The organism is Nocardia sp. CA-128927, from assembly GCF_050955855.1.
Lineage (GTDB): Bacteria > Actinomycetota > Actinomycetes > Mycobacteriales > Mycobacteriaceae > Nocardia.
Genome location: NZ_CP192087.1, coordinates 2,397,120 through 2,414,053, shown reverse-complemented (window position 1 = coordinate 2,414,053; position 16,934 = coordinate 2,397,120). Strand labels below are relative to the sequence as shown.

The 16,934-nt window shown below is 67.8% G+C and carries 15 protein-coding genes; 1 reads left to right on the top strand and 14 read right to left on the bottom strand.

The features are described 5' to 3' along the window. Nucleotides 1–16: 16 nt before the first annotated feature. The 14 genes from ACQPW1_RS11460 to ACQPW1_RS11395 form a co-directional block, all read right to left on the bottom strand. Nucleotides 17–694 carry a hypothetical protein gene (locus tag ACQPW1_RS11460; protein WP_433662701.1) on the bottom strand — a complete coding sequence of 226 codons (678 nt, stop codon included), beginning with the start codon at nucleotides 692–694 and terminating at the stop codon, nucleotides 17–19. After that, on the bottom strand, nucleotides 691–2,085 hold the full coding sequence (locus ACQPW1_RS11455) for a type IV secretory system conjugative DNA transfer family protein (RefSeq protein WP_433662700.1): 1,395 nt from the start codon (nucleotides 2,083–2,085) through the stop codon (nucleotides 691–693). The genes ACQPW1_RS11460 and ACQPW1_RS11455 overlap by 4 nt, the downstream gene beginning before the upstream one ends. After that, nucleotides 2,082–2,579 (bottom strand): hypothetical protein, encoded by a 498-nt coding sequence (locus ACQPW1_RS11450; protein WP_433662699.1) that lies wholly within the window; start codon nucleotides 2,577–2,579, stop codon nucleotides 2,082–2,084. Before ACQPW1_RS11450 ends, ACQPW1_RS11455 begins: the two co-directional genes overlap by 4 nt. Further along, on the bottom strand, nucleotides 2,576–4,054 hold the full coding sequence (locus ACQPW1_RS11445; RefSeq protein WP_433662698.1) for an ATP/GTP-binding protein: 1,479 nt from the start codon (nucleotides 4,052–4,054) through the stop codon (nucleotides 2,576–2,578). Before ACQPW1_RS11445 ends, ACQPW1_RS11450 begins: the two co-directional genes overlap by 4 nt. Continuing rightward, nucleotides 4,051–5,625 carry a hypothetical protein gene (locus ACQPW1_RS11440; protein WP_433662697.1) on the bottom strand — a complete coding sequence of 525 codons (1,575 nt, stop codon included), beginning with the start codon at nucleotides 5,623–5,625 and terminating at the stop codon, nucleotides 4,051–4,053. The genes ACQPW1_RS11445 and ACQPW1_RS11440 overlap by 4 nt, the downstream gene beginning before the upstream one ends. After that, the gene (locus tag ACQPW1_RS11435) at nucleotides 5,622–7,781 is read right to left on the bottom strand and encodes a hypothetical protein (RefSeq protein ID WP_433662696.1); all 2,160 of its coding nucleotides are present in this window, start codon (nucleotides 7,779–7,781) and stop codon (nucleotides 5,622–5,624) included. The genes ACQPW1_RS11440 and ACQPW1_RS11435 overlap by 4 nt, the downstream gene beginning before the upstream one ends. Before the next feature lie 25 nt (nucleotides 7,782–7,806). Next, a complete protein-coding gene (locus tag ACQPW1_RS11430; protein ID WP_433662695.1) occupies nucleotides 7,807–8,430 on the bottom strand; it encodes a hypothetical protein in 624 nt (207 codons plus the stop codon). A gap of 142 nt (nucleotides 8,431–8,572) precedes the next feature. Next, entirely contained in the window at nucleotides 8,573–8,968 is a 396-nt protein-coding gene (locus ACQPW1_RS11425; RefSeq protein WP_433662694.1) for a hypothetical protein, read from the bottom strand. 50 nt (nucleotides 8,969–9,018) lie between these two features. Next, nucleotides 9,019–10,425: a MinD/ParA family ATP-binding protein gene (locus ACQPW1_RS11420; protein ID WP_433662693.1), complete on the bottom strand. Its 1,407-nt coding sequence runs from the start codon at nucleotides 10,423–10,425 to the stop codon at nucleotides 9,019–9,021. Continuing rightward, nucleotides 10,422–11,978 carry a peptidoglycan DD-metalloendopeptidase family protein gene (locus ACQPW1_RS11415; protein WP_433662692.1) on the bottom strand — a complete coding sequence of 519 codons (1,557 nt, stop codon included), beginning with the start codon at nucleotides 11,976–11,978 and terminating at the stop codon, nucleotides 10,422–10,424. Before ACQPW1_RS11415 ends, ACQPW1_RS11420 begins: the two co-directional genes overlap by 4 nt. Continuing rightward, nucleotides 11,978–14,002: a cutinase family protein gene (locus tag ACQPW1_RS11410; RefSeq protein WP_433662691.1), complete on the bottom strand. Its 2,025-nt coding sequence runs from the start codon at nucleotides 14,000–14,002 to the stop codon at nucleotides 11,978–11,980. Before ACQPW1_RS11410 ends, ACQPW1_RS11415 begins: the two co-directional genes overlap by 1 nt. Continuing rightward, on the bottom strand, nucleotides 13,999–14,766 hold the full coding sequence (locus ACQPW1_RS11405; RefSeq protein ID WP_433662690.1) for a MinD/ParA family ATP-binding protein: 768 nt from the start codon (nucleotides 14,764–14,766) through the stop codon (nucleotides 13,999–14,001). Before ACQPW1_RS11405 ends, ACQPW1_RS11410 begins: the two co-directional genes overlap by 4 nt. Beyond that, nucleotides 14,763–15,047: a hypothetical protein gene (locus ACQPW1_RS11400; RefSeq protein ID WP_433662689.1), complete on the bottom strand. Its 285-nt coding sequence runs from the start codon at nucleotides 15,045–15,047 to the stop codon at nucleotides 14,763–14,765. The genes ACQPW1_RS11405 and ACQPW1_RS11400 overlap by 4 nt, the downstream gene beginning before the upstream one ends. A gap of 803 nt (nucleotides 15,048–15,850) precedes the next feature. After that, nucleotides 15,851–16,435, bottom strand: a complete 585-nt coding sequence (locus ACQPW1_RS11395; protein ID WP_433662688.1) for a hypothetical protein — start codon at nucleotides 16,433–16,435, stop codon at nucleotides 15,851–15,853. A 116-nt stretch (nucleotides 16,436–16,551) separates the two neighbouring features. On the opposite strand from ACQPW1_RS11395, the gene ACQPW1_RS11390 reads away from it, so the two are divergent. Next, nucleotides 16,552–16,866: a hypothetical protein gene (locus tag ACQPW1_RS11390; protein WP_433662687.1), complete on the top strand. Its 315-nt coding sequence runs from the start codon at nucleotides 16,552–16,554 to the stop codon at nucleotides 16,864–16,866. Nucleotides 16,867–16,934: the final 68 nt, after the last annotated feature.

Sequence of the window (16,934 nt, the reverse complement as noted above, 5' to 3'; positions counted from 1 at the left end):
TGCGGTCGGTTGGTGGTCATGGCCCTCGCCTGCTGGCGCGTTCGGGGATCCAGCCGCCGGCGATGCGCGAGTACACCCAAACGCGGCCGTCGTAGCGGACCGCGACGGTGCGTCCGGCTGCTTGGATCGATTGCGCGGATTGGGTTGCGATGAGTTCGGCCATGTCCTCGTCGCCGACGAGTTCCGGTCCGGTGGTCTCCTCCGGCGCCGCGGGGTTCAGCGCGGCTTCGGGTCGGTCGGCGAGATCGCTGTGGACGAAGTCGTCGAATCCGGGATCCGTGAGTTGGGGTTGAGTGCGGTAGCCGCAGCGCCCCGGTCCGCAGCCGGAGAAGTCGCTGATCCGAGTGAGTTGCTCGACGGCTGGCCAGAGCCATTGCTGGTGCCAGGCTATGAGGTCTTCTCGGGGTGTGTCGTGTTGGTCGGGTCCGGGTAGGTAAGCGGCGTGGTGTGCGGCCATGAGCGCGGTGAGCGTTTCCACGGCGCTGCCGTGCCGGTACCAGCAGGTGGGGACGCGGCTGCCGAGTTGGTAGCGATGCCGCAGCCAGTCGACCCAGTCGGCGAGTTCGCGCCACAGTTGTGCGGCGGTGTCGGTGTCTAGGTCGGCCCAGCTGAATCGGCAGGCGCCGTCGCGGCCCGTGCGTCGATGGGGCCGGTCGAGCGTCGTGTCCTGGATTATGTGCGGTTCAACGGTCATCCCTGCCTCGCTTCCGACGCGTCGTGCCGCAGGTGTGGTGGGACTTCGCCTGTGGCGACGATGGTTTCGAAGGTCTCCAGTGCCGCCTTGACCTGACGTTGGGTGTGGGGGTCGTCCCATACGCTGGGCAGGCGCAGTACAGCGGCGGGCGCGTGGCGGTAGATCAGCAGCCCTTGGTCTTGGTCGAGTTCGCGGATTTCGTCGGCACGCAGGACCGGTTCGTCGCGTTGGGAGTAGCTGCGCCCCATGGACCGCGACAGGCTGGCTTCCCATTGTTTGCGTTGCCCGAGCAGCCGGGAGACGGCTTCGAGTTCGTCGCCGCGCAGGCCGGGCAGCAGCAGCATGGCCGGTGGTGATTGGCCGAGCGTGCGCCCGCCGATCTGGCCCCATCGCAGTTCGTTCTGGGATTGGTTGTGCGCGAACGCCCAGACGGTGATGCCTTTGCCGCCGCTGTCGGTCATGATGCTGGGCAGTTCCGGGATCGGTGCGACGTTGTTGACTTCGTCGAGCACCAGCCGCACAGGCGGGTCGAGCCGTTTGCCGGGCCGCTTCTGAGAGGCACGGTCGGCGACGTGGTGGACCTCGGCGGCCAGGGCGGCGACAAACGGAGCCATGCTCTGTGACGTGCCTTTGGACAGCAGGTAGAGGGTGTTCGCGTGCGTGGTGTCCAAGACGAACGGCTCGACATCGAAGGACTCCGCGCCAGGAACATCCACCGCAGCGAGCATCTTCGGTGAGGCGAGAGGTTCGAGCAGGCGTGCGGCAGCGGCGAGGACATCGTCGCTGGATTCGGAGCTGGAGCCCAAGATCTGGTCGAGTTCGGCGGCCCAGTCGGGTAGGTGGGCGCCAAGGATGTCGACGGCGGTGCGGTTGGTGCGGCTAGGCACCCAGACGCGAACGTCGCGAATCGATCGGTCGTCGAGGGCGGCGGCGTGCAGGTAGCAGCGCAACAAAGTGGCGGCTTTGGATTCGAAGTAGCCGCCGTTCTTGGTGCCTTCCAGCGGCATCGCTTTGGTGAGCGCTTCGGCGCGGCGGATCGCCACGTCCGGGTCCGCGCAGCCGGACAGCAGTGACCATCGGATTTTCCCGGGCCATCCCGAGAGGTCTTCGGGGTCGAACACCGCGATGCGTCCCTGTGCGGCCCGTTCGAGGAACGTCGACGCCATCAGATCGGTTTTGGTCGAGGTGGCGGCAACGAATCCGGGTGCGTCGCACACACGCTGGTACGCCAGCCGCCAGGTCTTACCGGATCCGGTGGGGCCGTAGACGATGACACCGTCACGAGGCGACAGACACACCCACGCTCGGGGGTCGGTGGCCAGGACCCCGACCCGCACGGTCAGCCGATCCGGAACTACCGGCCGTCGACGGAGTCGATTCCCGAGGTTCATCGCCGCCACCTCCGTCGATACCGCCGCGGCTCGCGCCGTGCTTGTTCGGGGAATTCGGCAGCGGATTTGCGGGCGGCCGTATACGGGTCGAGTCCGATCCGGCGCAAGTCACCACGGGTTGCCAGCCCGACACGGCGACGGCGGTGACGGCGGCGGGAGTCGATTTCGGCGCCGACGATCGCCACCGCGCTACACCAGGCGATGGCGACGAGAATCATGCAGATCCAGGTCAGCCAGGCGGGGCCAGGTCGCGGGTCAGCTGGCCACGCGGCGGCGGGATCACTCCAGTGTTCGGTCAGCCGGGCCAGCGTCGGGGCGAGCTCATGCCAGCCGGGAGCGGCGGGGCCGCGCAGACACAGCAACGCAGATAGGGCCCCGCCGCCGAACACGGCGACGAACCCGCCGCACACGATGTGCAGGCCCAGCACAACCCCGGCCGGAAGGACCGGTTCCATGCGGATGGGATTGGGCAGCGGCGGTCGTTGGGCGCTCATGCTGCGGAAACCCCCTTAACCGCGCTATCGGTGTCGGTGAGTTCGACCTCCAGCGGGGATCGGATGTGCTGCAAAAGAAATGGATCGCGGCGCCCGATCTTGACCAGGGCTTGGCCGCGGCCCAGGCGCATCAGGGTTTCCTCGGTCCCCGGTGGAAGCCGGTACATCCGGCAGGTTTCGCGCACGTCGTCTTCGCGGCCTTGCCCCATGAGCACGACGATCGAGGCTTCCTGCATCAGTGCCCTCGCCGGTGAGTCGACCGGCAGATCGCTGATGTGGTGGAACGCCGACACAGTGCACAGACCGAGCCCGCGTGAGAGTTTCATGTTCGTCTGGAACACTTCGCCGGTGCTGCCTTGGGCGACGTGCCAGCCTTCTTCGACTACGAGAATCGTTTGGGCGAAGCGCGAGGAGCGGGCGGCGAGCCGGTTTGCCAGCCAGGTGTTGATCACGGTCATGACAACCCGCAGTGCGGGCCCGTCGGTCGGCAGGGCGGACAGGTCGAAATGGACCAGGGGGTGGGTGTCGAGGCTGTCGCGGATTTCCTGGCTGGTTTCGCCGTCGACCAGTCCTTTGAGGTCTCGGTCGGCCAGCCGCAGCAGGGCCAGGCCCGGCTCAAGGCCCCATTCGAGACCGCGCTCGGCCCATCGATCGCCGACGGTGTCGAAATCGTCTGTGTGCGGATCGAGCAGTCGCATCGCCAGGTCACGGATCACCGGGGCGCGCCCCTGGTCGCGAGCGTCGGCGTTGACGAGCTCGAGCGCGAGCCCGACAGCGGATTTCTCTCGTTCGTCGAGTTCGCGGCCCATGCTGTCGGCCAGCACCGCCAGCACGAGTGCTTCTTGGCCGGCGGGCACGATGCCCGACAGGCCGCCGGCGTGTTCGCCGCCGGTGCTGATCGCGGGGTCGAGCAGGTTGACGCATGCACCGCCGCCGGCTCGGAACCGGATCGACGCCGCCCCGAGCGTCTGGGCGATCGGTGTGTACTCGCCGCACCCGGATTGCGGTTTCTTGTCCAGGATGACGACTTGCCGGTCGGCGACGAGTTGGCGTAGCCCGAATGCGGTTTTGATCAGCGCGGATTTTCCTTGGCCGATATCGCCGATGACGCAGACGTTGATACCGGAGATCGTGTCGCCATAGAGGGCGAACGGGTCAAGGATCTCGAGTTCGCCGGAGACGATGTTGAGTCCGGCAACCACGCCTTCGTGCCGCGAGGAGCGGCGGCTGGTGGCCAGGTTGAGCGCCTCGGCTTGGCGGGTGGTGGTCCACGCCCCTTCGGGGCGTTGCTCGTACCAGCCGTATCTATCGAGCATCCGCCGCCGTCTCGGCACACCGCGCCGCGACTGCTCGACGTCCTCGGCCACCGCACTGGCCCTGCGAGCCCGGCGTGCGCGCCACGGAAGTCTTCGGCTGAATCTCGGCTCGCCGCCGGTCTTGCCGGAGTGCTTGGCGCGGTTGCGTTTGCGGGTCATCGGGTGTGCCTCGTTTCGGCCAGGCCGCGCCCGAGGGGCAGTGTGGAAAACAGGGCGACATCGTGATCCCCTGAACACCAGCGGATTTCGGCGAGGGCGGACTCTGTTGCGGCTTCGGTCACGCGCAGGCAGGCGCGCTCGAGGTCGTCGGCGTCGCGGCCGGTGACCGCGACCGTGATGGCGTAGACCGCGCCGTGGTGCCCGGAGCCGGGCATCAAGTCCTGGCGGCGGCGGTCGGATGCGGAGGCGAGCACTTCGGCGGAGCCATCGCTGATCTTGCCTTTGGCGCGTTCCTTCTGTTTTCGGGCTTCATCGGCGGTGAAGTCGCCTTTGGCCGCGGCACGGGCCTTGTGCGAGGCGACGAAGTCGATGCGCACCGATACCGTGCGAATGGTCGGCATCGGCGGCGTTTCGTCGTCGCCGGGATCGGCGTCCACACCGGTCAACAGCGGTGAGAGCCACAGCGGACCAAGTGGGATCGGCTCGATAGCGCTTGGCGGGATCAACCCGACTCGGGTGCGCCAGGCGCCCGCGGCGCCGATCGCCACGCAGTCGGTTCCGCCGATGTAGCTGGGCCAGCATGTGTCCCATTCGGAGTCGGCGTGCCGGCCCAGCCGGTAGTCGGGATCGATACAACCGCGCAGCACCGCGCAGGCGCGTTTGCGTCCGTAAACTTCGACGCGACCCATCCCGGATAACACCAGCAGGCGTGCGGTGCGTTCGACCTCGTCGCGGATGACCGCGGCGATGCCGCCTTCGATCGGTGCGTTCTTCGCCCGCGCCGCCCGTGCGGTGGCGGCCATGAACTCGTCGGTTTGCGGGATGCGCAGCACGACGAAGACTCGATGCTCTTCGGCGAGCGGGGTGAGCACGTCGATCAGGGCACCGTAAGACTCGACCGCGGGCAGCAACCGTCGGTCGCCGAGCCTGCCGACCTGCTCTTCAGCCCACCGTTGATGTGGGGTCATGTCCAGTGGCACCGACCGGTGAACCAGCTGTATCCCTCGGATGAAGCTGCCCGGTCGGGCCAGCTGTGCCTGGAAGCTGCCGAACGCCGCCGAAGTCGCCGCATAGGCAGCATCGCCTCGCAGTCCGCCTGCCACACCTTCCACGGCCAGCATCACGGTGAAGAAGGTCCGCTCTCCCGGGTTCGCAGTGCGCAGGATGAACATCTCGTCCAGGCCGGTTCCAGCCACATCCAACGGGCTGGTGTTCGCCAACGGCGGCGGCACCGCCCAGCCAGGGTCGCGGCCAGGCCGGCTGTAGGCGGGGTCGGCGGGATTGCGGTAGACGTGTTCGCCGCGGCGGCGACGCGTCCAAGTCCGCAGCGAGTGCATCCACCGCGATGCCCAGGATCGTTTACCTCCGAATTCCATGGTCGCGGCGAACACCGCAGCCAGCTCGACCGCGACGCCGATGATCGACCAGCTCGCTCCCCCGCCGATCACATACAGCGCGATCCCGGCGAGGATCGAGCATCCCCAAGTGGCCAGCACGGGTTGTGACAGTCCGAGCCAGGAGCGGCGAGCGATCTCGCCGCCGAGCATGTAGGTACGTTGCTGGTCGGTCATTCCTCGGCCTCCCCGGGTGCGGATTCGGCGGCGGCACGGCCCTTCTCCAGGGCTGCGGCGGCTCCGGCCGCCGCGACGGGAATCGCCACCGCTCCCGCGGTGCCGACGATCGCCGCGCCCTTGCCCAGGCCGCTGCCGAGTCCGGACGCGAGCTTGCGGCCGATGCCGCCGCTGCTGCTGTGACGGTCACCGGTTTTCGTATTGGAGGTCGCGTCGTTTCGGCGGCTCCCCATGGTGGCGCCCAGATGTGCCTCGGTCGGGCTGCGCCCGTCGTCCCGGTCGGCGGTCCGCCAACTCGGATCGCCGCCGTTGGTGCCGCCTCCCCGGTCTTTCTGTCCCGTCGATCCCTTCGACGTGTCGCTGTCCGACGTCGAGGACCCGTGCTGAGACCGTCGTCGCGACAGGGCGTTCGCGCCGACTCCGCCCATGGCGCCGGCGAGCAGGGAGCTGGAGTGCCCGCCGAATCCGTTGGCGTCGCTGCGCGAAGGCAGCAGGGGGGCGTATCGCAACAGTGACCACGGGGCGAGGCCGACGACGATGAAGGCGACAACGACCAGGCACAGTTGCCCGAGCGTGCCAAGGGTGCCCTGCCCGGCGGGCTGGCCGGTCAGGGCGGCATTGACCACGGAGGTTTCCAGCGCCAGCAGCAGAAACAGCAAGGGTTTGGAGGCAACGAGGCCGATGAACAGCAGCACCGGGCGCAGGGCCTTGGCGCGCCATTTCGGGTGGACCCACATGCCGAACCCGATGCCGGACGCGATCGCCAACGCGGGCAAGGCGACCGCATGCATCAGCAGGCCGAAGAATACGGCGAGTGAACCCGCGATGAGCAGCAGGAACAGGATGAATCCGACGACGACACCGCCGGGCAGCGCGGGCGCGGTGAGTTTGCCGCTGAAGTGTTCCAGGTTCGTCACCATTTCGCCCATATCCGGGCCGGAGATGTGGACGATGCTCTCGGACATGGCGTTCGCCGCGCCGACGATCAGCTGCGCGAGGAACGGTGCGAACAGCATGAGCAGGACGCCTGCCGGGAGGTAGCCGAACAGGTCGGCGGCGATGGTTTTCGCGGTTTCGCCCTTGGATGCCGCTCGCCACAACGCAAGCAGGGTCATCAGACCCATGACGGCGATGCCGATGCCGGTGGACAGCGCGTACCAGCGCAGAAACCATCCCTGAGAGGGGTCGAAGGCGCCCACGGCGACGAGGCCGCGCAGAACTTTACTGCTCAGGTCGACGGCTGAGGCTTTGGTGGCGTTGGCCCAGTCGTCGATCACGGACTGCGGGTCGGCGACGAATTTGACTATGTTCGGGATCGCGGTACCGAACACCCAGCTGAACGCGCTCACCATCGCGTTGCCGGCCGCGTAGACGCCCATGTCGCGCAATGTCTCGTCGATCCGGTCGGACAGCGATTTGTTCCGGTCGATCCAGTTCGCGGTGCCAGCGAACAAGCGCGCCACCTGCATGTTCCATGCGACACAGTTACGCTGGTCTCCGCTCGGCGCGTCGGCCTGGTCGCAGTTCACGAAAAACGCGTGGGTACAGTAGTTTCCGGGAACACCGCCGCCGCATGGCGCGGTCCACGCCTTATCGGGCACCGTGTCCGCGCCGCTCGTCTTGCGCATTTCGGTCAGGGACTGTTTGTCCGGGGCGGGCGACCAGACGAAACCCCAGGTATTCCATTGGGGATTCGCCCACCGCTTCAGGTCGTCCGCGCATGCCGGCTGCGGCAACGCGTAAGCCGGGTCGCCTGACGGGAATACCCTGGGCAGCAACTCATTCGGCGGTTCTCGCCCCGCCTCGACGTCGGCTTCCAGCCGAGGATCCATCCGGCCGGGGCCAAGCATCGTGGCCGCGCCGATGTTGAGCAGGCTCTTCTTCTGTTCGTCGGTCATCGACCAGTAGATGAGGCGGTCCTCGTTGGCCATCGCGGCGTTGATGTAGGAGCCGATGTCACCGCCACGGTCCTTGCACGTCCCCGTGAACCACGCCGCTTTGAATTCGGGGGTGTTGCCGATGAACTTGCGCAGGTCCGCGGGGAATCCATTCGGCAGTGACCCCTGCGGGGCGACCTGGCCGGACTCGGGGTCGGCCCCTGCTGTGCCAGCGCCGGCCAGTGTCAGCGCTGAGAGCGCTGTGACGATCAACAGCATCAGAACTCTCCGCATCATGGGCCCCCTAGTCGACGTAGAAGGTGTAGTAGCCGCCCTGCAGTGGGAGGGTCAGCGGTGATCCGGAGCCGGGGGCCACGACCTCGTCCGGGGTCGGTCCGCTGCGGGTGGCGAGGTCTTTGGCTTTCCAGTCGCCGTGTTCCCAGACCAGCGACACGGTGGTGCTCGACCACAGCGTCATCACCGAAACCGGGTCGCGGGGGGTGATCGAGTCTCGTGACACCGCGACGGTCCACACCGCGACCTGTGCGGTGTCGGGGTTCATCGACTCGACGGTGACCGCCGCCGGCAGCACATTGAGGACATTGCTGTCGTGCTCACGTCCAGAGGCGATGTCCATCGATTTCGTCAATCCCGGTCCGGGATGCGACGCGGCCAACGCCGACCGCACCGCGGTCGCGGTCACGCGGCCTTGCCCGGCCTGGGTCAGCGCCTGCACGATGTTGACCGCTGCGGTGGCCGCGCCTGCCCGGTCCCGGGTATAGCCGGTGGGCACCCCGCCGGTCACAGTGGTCGGTCCGTGCCCGGCGCGGACTTGCCCGCCGTCCCCACTGGTATCGCTGCAGCCGTGCATCGACAACGCGGTCACCAGGAGCAGACCGGCGGCGCCCGCCGCCAGGAGCCACCGCATCGAGACTCGTTGCGCGAGTCCGCGTCGTCGCGAGCCAGGCGTTCCCGGGCGTGCCGGTGATGTGGACGGCGGCTCGGCGTCGGGCGAGAGTGATCCGAATCCTTTGGCGCTCATATGGTTTCCCTTCGGTGTGCGGCCGGGTTCAGCCGCCGACGACGAACAGGACGGTGCCGATCATTGGTGAGGCCAGCGCGACGAGACCGAGGGCGATCAGGGCGTCTTGTAGGTCCTCGGAGCCTTCGGCCAGGTCGTTGGTGTAGCCGCGGGATTTGGCGCGGCGCACCTTGAAGGCGCCGACGATGACTCGCACGACGCAGCCGATCAGCACCAGGGCCCAGATGAACGCCACGAGGCGTTTCCAGGTGGAGTCCATTGCTTGTCCGAACAGTCCGAAATCGGGGGCGACGCCGCCGAGGGGGTTGGGGATCGCTGCGTCGGCTGTCGTGGCGCTGATCGTGACGATCAGGCACGCTGCGGCAGCGCTGACCGCAGTTCGCCAGGCGGCGCGCAGCCTTTGCGACCGGGTGATGGTGGTCATGGGTGTGGCCTCTCTGGGTGACGATGGGTGCGGTCGGGTTGTCATGGCGTTCACCGCCGTTGGCCGTAGGGCCGGCCGTGGTGGGGGACCGCGACGGTCGCGCTCGGACAGCCCGATCCGCACCGCGCGGCAGTGTGCGTGTCGCCGGGGGTGCAGTGGCGGCAATGCTGCGGGGCGCGGCTGCTTGGGGTGCGGTAGCTATCGGGCAGGTAGGCCGCTTCCAGCGGTGCCGACATGCGTGTCAACGCTTCGGCGAGTCCGTCGGCGACCGACGCGGCCACCTGTGTCCACGCGCGTGCTGACGGGGCCGTTAGCCGCGACCACACGATGCGCTGGCCTCCAGCCAGCACTGGGTCGTGCGGCACATCCACGATTCGGGTGATGCCTGCGTGTTCGAGCGCGCCGACGATCGCCTCGCGCGCGGCCGGTTCGGTCCCGGCCTGCGCGGCCAGGGTGACCACCGCTCCGGACACCAGGTCCCGGCGGCCGTGCGCAGCGATCGTGTCGAGCATTGTCAGCGCCATATAGGCGGCGTCGCGGCGGCACACCAGGGGCACGACCAGTTGGGTGGCGTTGTCGACCGACCAGGAGAACGGTTCTGCTCGGTCGTTGTCGCCGCTGTCGATCACCACCATGGACCGGTGCCGTCTCAGCACCGCCATGATCGCCGCGCACTCGTTGCGCCCGATCGCCTCGAGGCGGCCGGAGTGATCCGAGGCCAGGACTTCGTCGAGAGTGGGTTGCAGTCGCAGATACCGCGCCAGGCTCGAGGCGTCGGCGGCCGGGGAGCACAACGCGCGCGCGTTGGCCAGCACGTCGATCACGGTTGGCTCGGTGTCTGTGGTCACCGCGGCGCGCGCGGCGAGGGTGCCGCGGGATTCGTTGGCGTCCCAGGCCACCACGCTGCCGCCGCGGTGCACGCCGAAGATGTTGGACAGCACGATCGTCGCCGGGGTGACTCCGGTGCCGCCTTTGGGATTGGCAACCAGTATCACCGGGGTGCCCGGCAGTGGTTGCCGGATCCGTTCGACCGCGCGCCGGTAGGCGACCTCGCTGCCGTCGCGAGGCGGACGTAGCCGGGCCCCGAACACGTTGACCCGGCCGCGCCAGCCCCATTCGGCCGGGTCGGTGTCTACGCCGTCGGCCTGTTTGAGCACGACCGGACGAGCCGGGTGTCCATCGTCTCCGGGAATGGTGTCGGGCCGCAAGTTGTGTTGCCCGACCCCGTACGGGTCCGGGATCGACTCCTCCGGGTCGCCGATCCCGTCGTCGGGATCGGCGACGGCGCTGTCGGGCTCCGACGGCCCGCCCGATGCCAGGCTTGGACGCAGGCGCTGGCGGCGCAAGTCTACGATCGCCTCGGCGTCGTATTCCGTTGTGCCGCCCTGGAAGTACTCCTGTTCGGTGTCCGCCGGAATGGCGTCCGGCTGAGGTTGCTGCTGGTGTTCGGTGCTCATCCGAATCTCCTGACTGACGGGTTCGAGCCGACAACGCTCATGGGGGCGGTCTTGATGACGTCGCCTGTTTGCGGGGCGTGCACGACGGTCCCTTCGCCCACGTAGACGGCGACGTGGCCCGGCGCAGGCCCGGCGGGGAAGACCAGGTCTCCTGGTTGGATCGCCGATTCCGGCACGGGAGTCCCGCGCGGGTCGGCGACTTGTTCCTGGCTGGTACGCGGCAGGATGATCCGGCCTCCGGTGGCGACGGCCACCGCGCGGCTGGTGAGCCCGGAGCAGTCGAATCCGGGCGCTCCGCCTTGGGCTGCGGTCGGTCCGTCCGGCCCGCCGCCGCCCCACACGTAGGGGTGTCCGCGCCAGCGCATCGCCTCGGCGACAATCGCCGCGCCGACCGAGGAACTGACCGATTCACTGCTTGTGAACGCACGCGCGGCGGCCGGGATGGCGCGCACGTAGTTGCGGGTCTCGCCGTTCTGGCAGACCTGCCCCTGACGCAGGGTCTCGTCGGCGCCGCAGTTGTACATCGACAGCCACAGTTCGGTGAGGTCGCCGCGCAATGTGCCTTCTGCCAGTCCGCGTTTCGCGGTGCCGGCCAGGTCGCAGTCGTAGCGGCCCTGGCTGATGACCGCGTCGGGGATGCTGCGGGGATCTTTACGGCCGTCGCCGTCGCCGTCGACCCCGTGCGCGTCCCACGTCCCGGGCATGAACTGAGCGGGTCCGACCGCGCCTGCCGGGCTGTGCGCGTCGACGTTGAACCCGGACTCCTGTTGCAGCTGGGCGGCGAGCAACGGCGCGGTCACCTCGGGGCACAGTGCGGCGGCGCGGGCGATCCACGGCTCGAACGCCTTCGGCACCGAGCCTGCTTTCAGTCGCGCGGCGCCCGGCGAAGGGCCGCACCCGCTGCCGTAACCGGATCGCCCGATCAACCCGCTGCGGTTCGCGACCAGGACGGCGGCGTCCGTCGCGGTCCCGCCCGCGCCGCGGGCGGTGAGCCACTGCATCGGATCGGTCTGTGTGCCGCCGGATAGCCGTCCCCCGGGCACAACTTCGAAATGCAGGTGCGGCCCGGACGATTCGCCTTCGCTGCCGACATCGGCGATGTGTTGGCCCGCGCGCACGGTATCGCCTGTGTGGACGAGCACCCCCGCGGCGGACATGTGCCCGTAGACCGTCGACACGATCCGGCCATCGCCGTCGGTGGTGTCGATGACGATCCAGTTCCCGAACCCGTCGGCAGGCCCGGCCGCCACCACCGTTCCGTCGGTGGCCGAGTAGATCGGCGTGCCTGCCGCGGCAGCGAAATCCTGTCCGCGATGGAACTCTCCTTCCCGGGGTCCGTACGGCGAACTCTGGACGAAAGTGCCTGGCGCCATCGGCATCACGACGCGAGTGGTCCCACGAGAGGTCCCGCCCCGGGGCATGTCGGGAAGACAGTTGGGGTCGGTATGCCGGGATCGACCGGAGACGATGATCAGCATGACGACCGCCATGGCGGCCAGCCCGATGATCATGATCGCTTTGCCGCCGGAGGTCACGGTCATGTCCGCGCTCATCACACGGCTCCGACCTGCCGGATACGCCCGGCGAACCAGTCCGTCAGCCACGTGACAGCGGTGCGCCCGGACTCATCGACGACGAATCGGTCGTACCCCTGATGTGCGCCCGAGGCGAAGAACGATGCCGCCGAGACGCCGTCGCCGACCAGCTGCCCGAGGTCAGCCGCGCCTTGCGATGAGCTGTTGACCAATGACTCGGCCAGGCTCGCCAGGCTCGACGCGCCGCCCATCGAGGCTGTCGGTGCAACCGGCTTCGGAGTTTCGAGCGCGGTGGTGGGGGTCTTGGCGGCTGCGGTCAGTGTGTTCACCGCGGTCGTGGCGAACCCGAGCAGCGTCGGGATCAGGCCGACGAGCCGGGCGCCGATATCGACGAGGTTGCCGCCGCCGGTGATCGCTTCGGCGAGGCCCCACAGTTGATCTTGGAGCCCGCCGACCTGCAACGCGAGCTTGACGACGTCCAGGTTCCCCAAGATGCCGACGATCACCGACGCGATCTGGGCGACGCCCTGCGGGTCGGGGATCATGGCCAGCAGCTTCGACACCGTATGCAGGTCGACTCCGGCGGCCATTTTCACCAGTGGGTCGCACAGCTTGTTCAAGGTGCCGAACTGCTCGTGCAGGCCACGGACTTTCGCGGGCAGCTCGATGCCGCCGTCCGCGACGATGGTCGCGATCTGGCGCAGGGTGTCCAGGATCTTCGGGATGTTGGTGGCGAAGTCGAGGGTGTTGGTCGCGACGTTGACCACTTGCTCGAACACCGTCGACGGTTTCAGGATCGACAGCACAGACGTGGCCTGCGACAAGGTGTCCGCAGGCATCACGGTCAGCGGCGCCGTCGAGGACGCCAATGCGTTCGCCGCACCAGCGACATCCGGCGCAGGGCCACCGCCTGCTTGGCCGGCTTGTGCGGCGATCGCGGCCAACGAATCCAGGGCCGTGCCGAGGTCGCTGTTCTTCGCGGCGGCCAGCACCTGGCTCGCCTGGTGTTCGGGCGAGTCGGCCGGTGCGTGTGCCAGCCGTTCGGTCGCCGATGGATTGCTGCCTGTCCAGCCCAGCAGATCAGACAGAGACCGCAGCGTGTCCTGCACCACCGTAACCGCGTCCGAGTCGATTCTTCCGGACAAGGCCTGTGACACAACGGTATTGACATCGGCAGCCAACTTCGGCAGATCGCCTCGCCCGAAATCGGATATCAGCGACTGATTCAGTGCCTGCAGCTGCACCGCATCGGCACCGGGCGCACCCACCTGGTCGGCGCTGCCTGTCGGGTTGTTGCCCGCGGGTGGCGCACCGTCGGGTCCAGACGCGGCGGGTTCGTCGCTTCCGCCGGTGAGGATGCGGCCCAGGCCGGCCAGGATCGGGTTGGTCGCGGCGTTGGTGTTGCAGTATTTGTCCCGTGGATCGCATATCTGCGCGGTCACGGCCGACAGCTGGCAGAACCCGTCAGGGCGCGGTCCGGCGATACCGTGCCCATCCAGTGCGGGGCCGACGACTTTGCCGCCTGCCGTGCCTTGATGCGGGTCGGCGATCAAGCCCACCGCGATCACACGGTCCGACGAGATCGCTCCTTTGCCGCAGCCGATGCTCGCGGCGAGGTCGCCGATGACGTCAGCGCCCTGGCTGTAACCGGCCAGCACGAACTTCGCTGCGCTGCAGCGTCGGGCGATCTCGGTGATCTCCGCGGTCGCGGCCGTGACGCCGGTGGTCTCACTGGCGCCGTAGCTCATCCCGCGGTCCCACGCCGAGGCGCTGTAGCCGGGGAATCGGGCCAGGAACCGGTCACCGAACCGGTCGGCTAGTCCGGTGCCGACTGGAGCGAGCAGCCCGATCGGGCGTGCGGGGTCGGCTTCCGGGTTGGTTTCCCACGTGCCGGGCACAAAGATCCCCGCCACCGAGGGGCATCCCGATCCACTCGGGTATGCCGGGGCAGGTGCGGCCACAGCGGGCGTCGTGCCGGCGAGCATTGCGGTCGCGGCGACTGCCGCGATCCAGATTGCGGGGTTGACGATCGGTCGCTTCACAGGCCGACTCCCATCACGATATCGGCGTAGGCCGCGGTGGTTGAGGAATGCAGCTGCTCGACGCTGATCGCGACCCCGCCCGCGAGATGCGGGTCGTAGGGCACCTCGAACACGTCACACACCCAGCCGCTCAGGCTTCGGCGGATCTCGTCGGCAAGTGAGCCCGTTCGCTGATCCTGGTGCGTCACAACAACTGTGGTGTCGGCGACGACGTCGCCGCCGAGGTTGTGGTCCAGCCATTTCAGACTCGCGAACAACCGGTTCGCGGTGCCGCGTCGGGCCGGAGTCGCGACGATCAGGCTGGTGTGGCCGTCGCAGATCAGCGGCAGCAGCCGCCCCGCCGACACGTGCCCGCCGCCGTCGTAGATGCCCAGATACCCCGAGATCCGCAGTAGTCGCGCGATCGTGCCGATGGTGGCTCGTGCGGGCAACGCTGTGTCTTCTCGCCATAGCAATCCCGCACCGATGCTTGACGACTGCAGCAGTTCGCGCGTGATCGACGTTGCGCCGTCGGCGATTTCGGTCAGCCACGATTGCAGCGACATCGGCCGCGTCAACTCGTCTGCTCCGCGCACGCCGAGATCGCCGCCGCATGTGGTCGCATCGACGGCGACCGCATCCCAATCCGTGGTGGCACCAATGGCCGCCGCCAGTCCCAACGCGGTCGTGGTCGCGCCTGCGCCGCCACCAGCACCGACGACGAGCACTGCGGGAGCGACCTGCTGAGGGAAAGCCGACTCGTCGCGTTCGAATGCGGTGCTCATCGCGACGTGATCCCCGTGATCAGGACCCGACCGTCCACAACGGTGCTGGTCACGGTCTGCCGGTAGACCACCGGTGCACGACCCGGGCGGGTCTCGGTGAGGTCGACCTGCCACAAGTTCGGTCCCGCCGGGTCGACAACGACGCAGAACCGGGTGCCCGCCGGGATCGTGTCGATGCCAGCTTGGATAGTCTCTGCCGCAGGAACATTCGCATCAGCGGTAGTCACCGCTCGTGCGGCGATCCCGGACCGCGTCACGTAGTAGGCGGTCTCGAACGCCATCACAGCGCCGAGCCCCGACTCGGTGCCGCCTGTCCCCGACCCGCGGACGGTGCCTCCCGCGACCATCGGCGTCGCAGGACAGTCGCCGCCCGCCTGCACAGCAGGACCTGGTGTGAGACGGGACTTGTCGCACCCGATGGATCAGACGTGACGCCAAACTGCCCGGATTCGGCGGCCGCGAGACCGCCGCACATTACGGCGACGGCCAGCGGCAACTCACCGGCAATAACGACTCGACGACAACGGCATTGATCGCGACTGAACTTCCGCATCGGCGGACCCACTTCCACAGTGACCCCGTCGGCAACCGCGAAAACCGCAGGCGATCAACGCCGTTCACGGCACCCGACGCTCGAACAGGATCAAGGCGAACGCGCACCGACCAGCGGCCTCGACGCAACAGCGCCGATCACCTCATGTGTCGGGAAGCCACAGCACAACCACGCGTTCACCGCGCTGTTCGTGCCCTTGTGGCGCTACATCCGGATCCGCTGCCAGCGATCACCGGGAAACCCTCAAGAAGAGGGCGCACATCCAATGTAAGACGGATCACTCGATCGCGCAACCCGACAGCAAATAGCCAGGTAGCCTCCCTCGACATTGCGAGTTCGATGCGGTGAACTCGTCGCCGATGAACTTCGCCAGGACCCAGCGGATCGCGGAGGCGTCCGCCACACCAATCCCCGCCGGGACAGCGCGTCATCGACCGCGTCCGATCCACTCGGCTATCGCGGGCGGGTCCTGTTCATCGCCGTCGGAGGGGCGGGGCATCTGGCTTTCAGGTAGCTCGCACCATCTCCCGCTTACCGGTTATCTGGGCGGCTCGATCGGGGGCGATAGTCGTCCTGTTGGGTAATGCTGAAATTGCGGTAGTACTCATCCTCGTCTTCGTCGTCGTAGCTGATGACATCGGCTGGTCGCCCGGATATACCCGTCGGGGTAGTCGCCGCGTCCAGCGGCGCGGAGGCAACCATCGGCGGACGTATCGGGGTTGGCGAGAAGGTGGCGGATGCGACAGCTTTCTCAGCTGACCGGACCTCTCGTTCCTGGCTTGTCTCAACTGCGGGCGATCTCTCCGCGAAATCTGTTCGTTCGTCCGCCATTGCTACCTGCGGGCGACCGGGGCCATCGTCATCGAATCCCACGACGATGTCCTTGACTGCCTGTTGGGCTTCGGCTGTCGCGGTGGCGTGAAGCTGCTTGATCATCTCGACGAGTTGCTCGGCGCAGATCCGACGGCCGGCGTCGGAAAGTCGGATCGAGTGGATCGCACCGTCGGCGGTGACTTCGATAGTGACCGAGCGGGTCGGATCCGAGGCCACGCTCCGTCGCTCGCTGAGTGCGAAGGTGAGCATCTCGACTGTGTTCATGTTCGCCGTCATCGACATCCTCCCCTGTTCGGATGACCAGAATATGGCAGAATCGCCAGGACGCGGCGTATGCCGCTCGAACAGGATATCCCCAGCGTTCCTGTTGGGGCAGGGGCAGCGAGGGGGTGCCGTTCATGGGGGTCAACGACAAACTCGATCTGGACCCGAGCCGGGTACGCGCATTGGCAAACGAGCTGGCCGATGCGGCCAGCGATGTCGGTGCGGTCCAGGTTCAGGGCACACATCAGCAGGTACAAGCCGACATGGCCGGATCAGTCGCAGCGGCGATGTGCGAGCCCGCTGCCGACGTCGCACACCACGCGGCGCATCTGGTCTCGCAGGCTTTGTACGAGATGGGTGTCAACACCACCGCGGCGCTGAGCGCCTACACCGGCATCGACCAAGGCTTCGCCGACCAGGTGGAGGCAATCGCGGAAGGCGTCCGGTGAGCCCAGACCCAACACCCTTGACGGCTCTCACGGTTTCTCAGGTCAAGAACTGGAAACCCAATGCGTTC

Bases quoted from the DNA above. Each gene is read 5' to 3' on its own strand.
- ACQPW1_RS11460 (WP_433662701.1), bottom strand. From the start codon at position 694: ATGACCGTTGAACCGCACATAATCCAGGACACGACGCTCGACCGGCCC.
- ACQPW1_RS11455 (WP_433662700.1), bottom strand. From the start codon at position 2,085: ATGAACCTCGGGAATCGACTCCGTCGACGGCCGGTAGTTCCGGATCGG.
- ACQPW1_RS11450 (WP_433662699.1), bottom strand. From the start codon at position 2,579: ATGAGCGCCCAACGACCGCCGCTGCCCAATCCCATCCGCATGGAACCG.
- ACQPW1_RS11445 (WP_433662698.1), bottom strand. From the start codon at position 4,054: ATGACCCGCAAACGCAACCGCGCCAAGCACTCCGGCAAGACCGGCGGC.
- ACQPW1_RS11440 (WP_433662697.1), bottom strand. From the start codon at position 5,625: ATGACCGACCAGCAACGTACCTACATGCTCGGCGGCGAGATCGCTCGC.
- ACQPW1_RS11435 (WP_433662696.1), bottom strand. From the start codon at position 7,781: ATGCTGTTGATCGTCACAGCGCTCTCAGCGCTGACACTGGCCGGCGCT.
- ACQPW1_RS11430 (WP_433662695.1), bottom strand. From the start codon at position 8,430: ATGCGGTGGCTCCTGGCGGCGGGCGCCGCCGGTCTGCTCCTGGTGACC.
- ACQPW1_RS11425 (WP_433662694.1), bottom strand. From the start codon at position 8,968: ATGACCACCATCACCCGGTCGCAAAGGCTGCGCGCCGCCTGGCGAACT.
- ACQPW1_RS11420 (WP_433662693.1), bottom strand. From the start codon at position 10,425: ATGAGCACCGAACACCAGCAGCAACCTCAGCCGGACGCCATTCCGGCG.
- ACQPW1_RS11415 (WP_433662692.1), bottom strand. From the start codon at position 11,978: ATGAGCGCGGACATGACCGTGACCTCCGGCGGCAAAGCGATCATGATC.
- ACQPW1_RS11405 (WP_433662690.1), bottom strand. From the start codon at position 14,766: ATGAGCACCGCATTCGAACGCGACGAGTCGGCTTTCCCTCAGCAGGTC.
- ACQPW1_RS11400 (WP_433662689.1), bottom strand. From the start codon at position 15,047: ATGGCGTTCGAGACCGCCTACTACGTGACGCGGTCCGGGATCGCCGCA.
- ACQPW1_RS11395 (WP_433662688.1), bottom strand. From the start codon at position 16,435: ATGTCGATGACGGCGAACATGAACACAGTCGAGATGCTCACCTTCGCA.
- ACQPW1_RS11390 (WP_433662687.1), top strand. From the start codon at position 16,552: ATGGGGGTCAACGACAAACTCGATCTGGACCCGAGCCGGGTACGCGCA.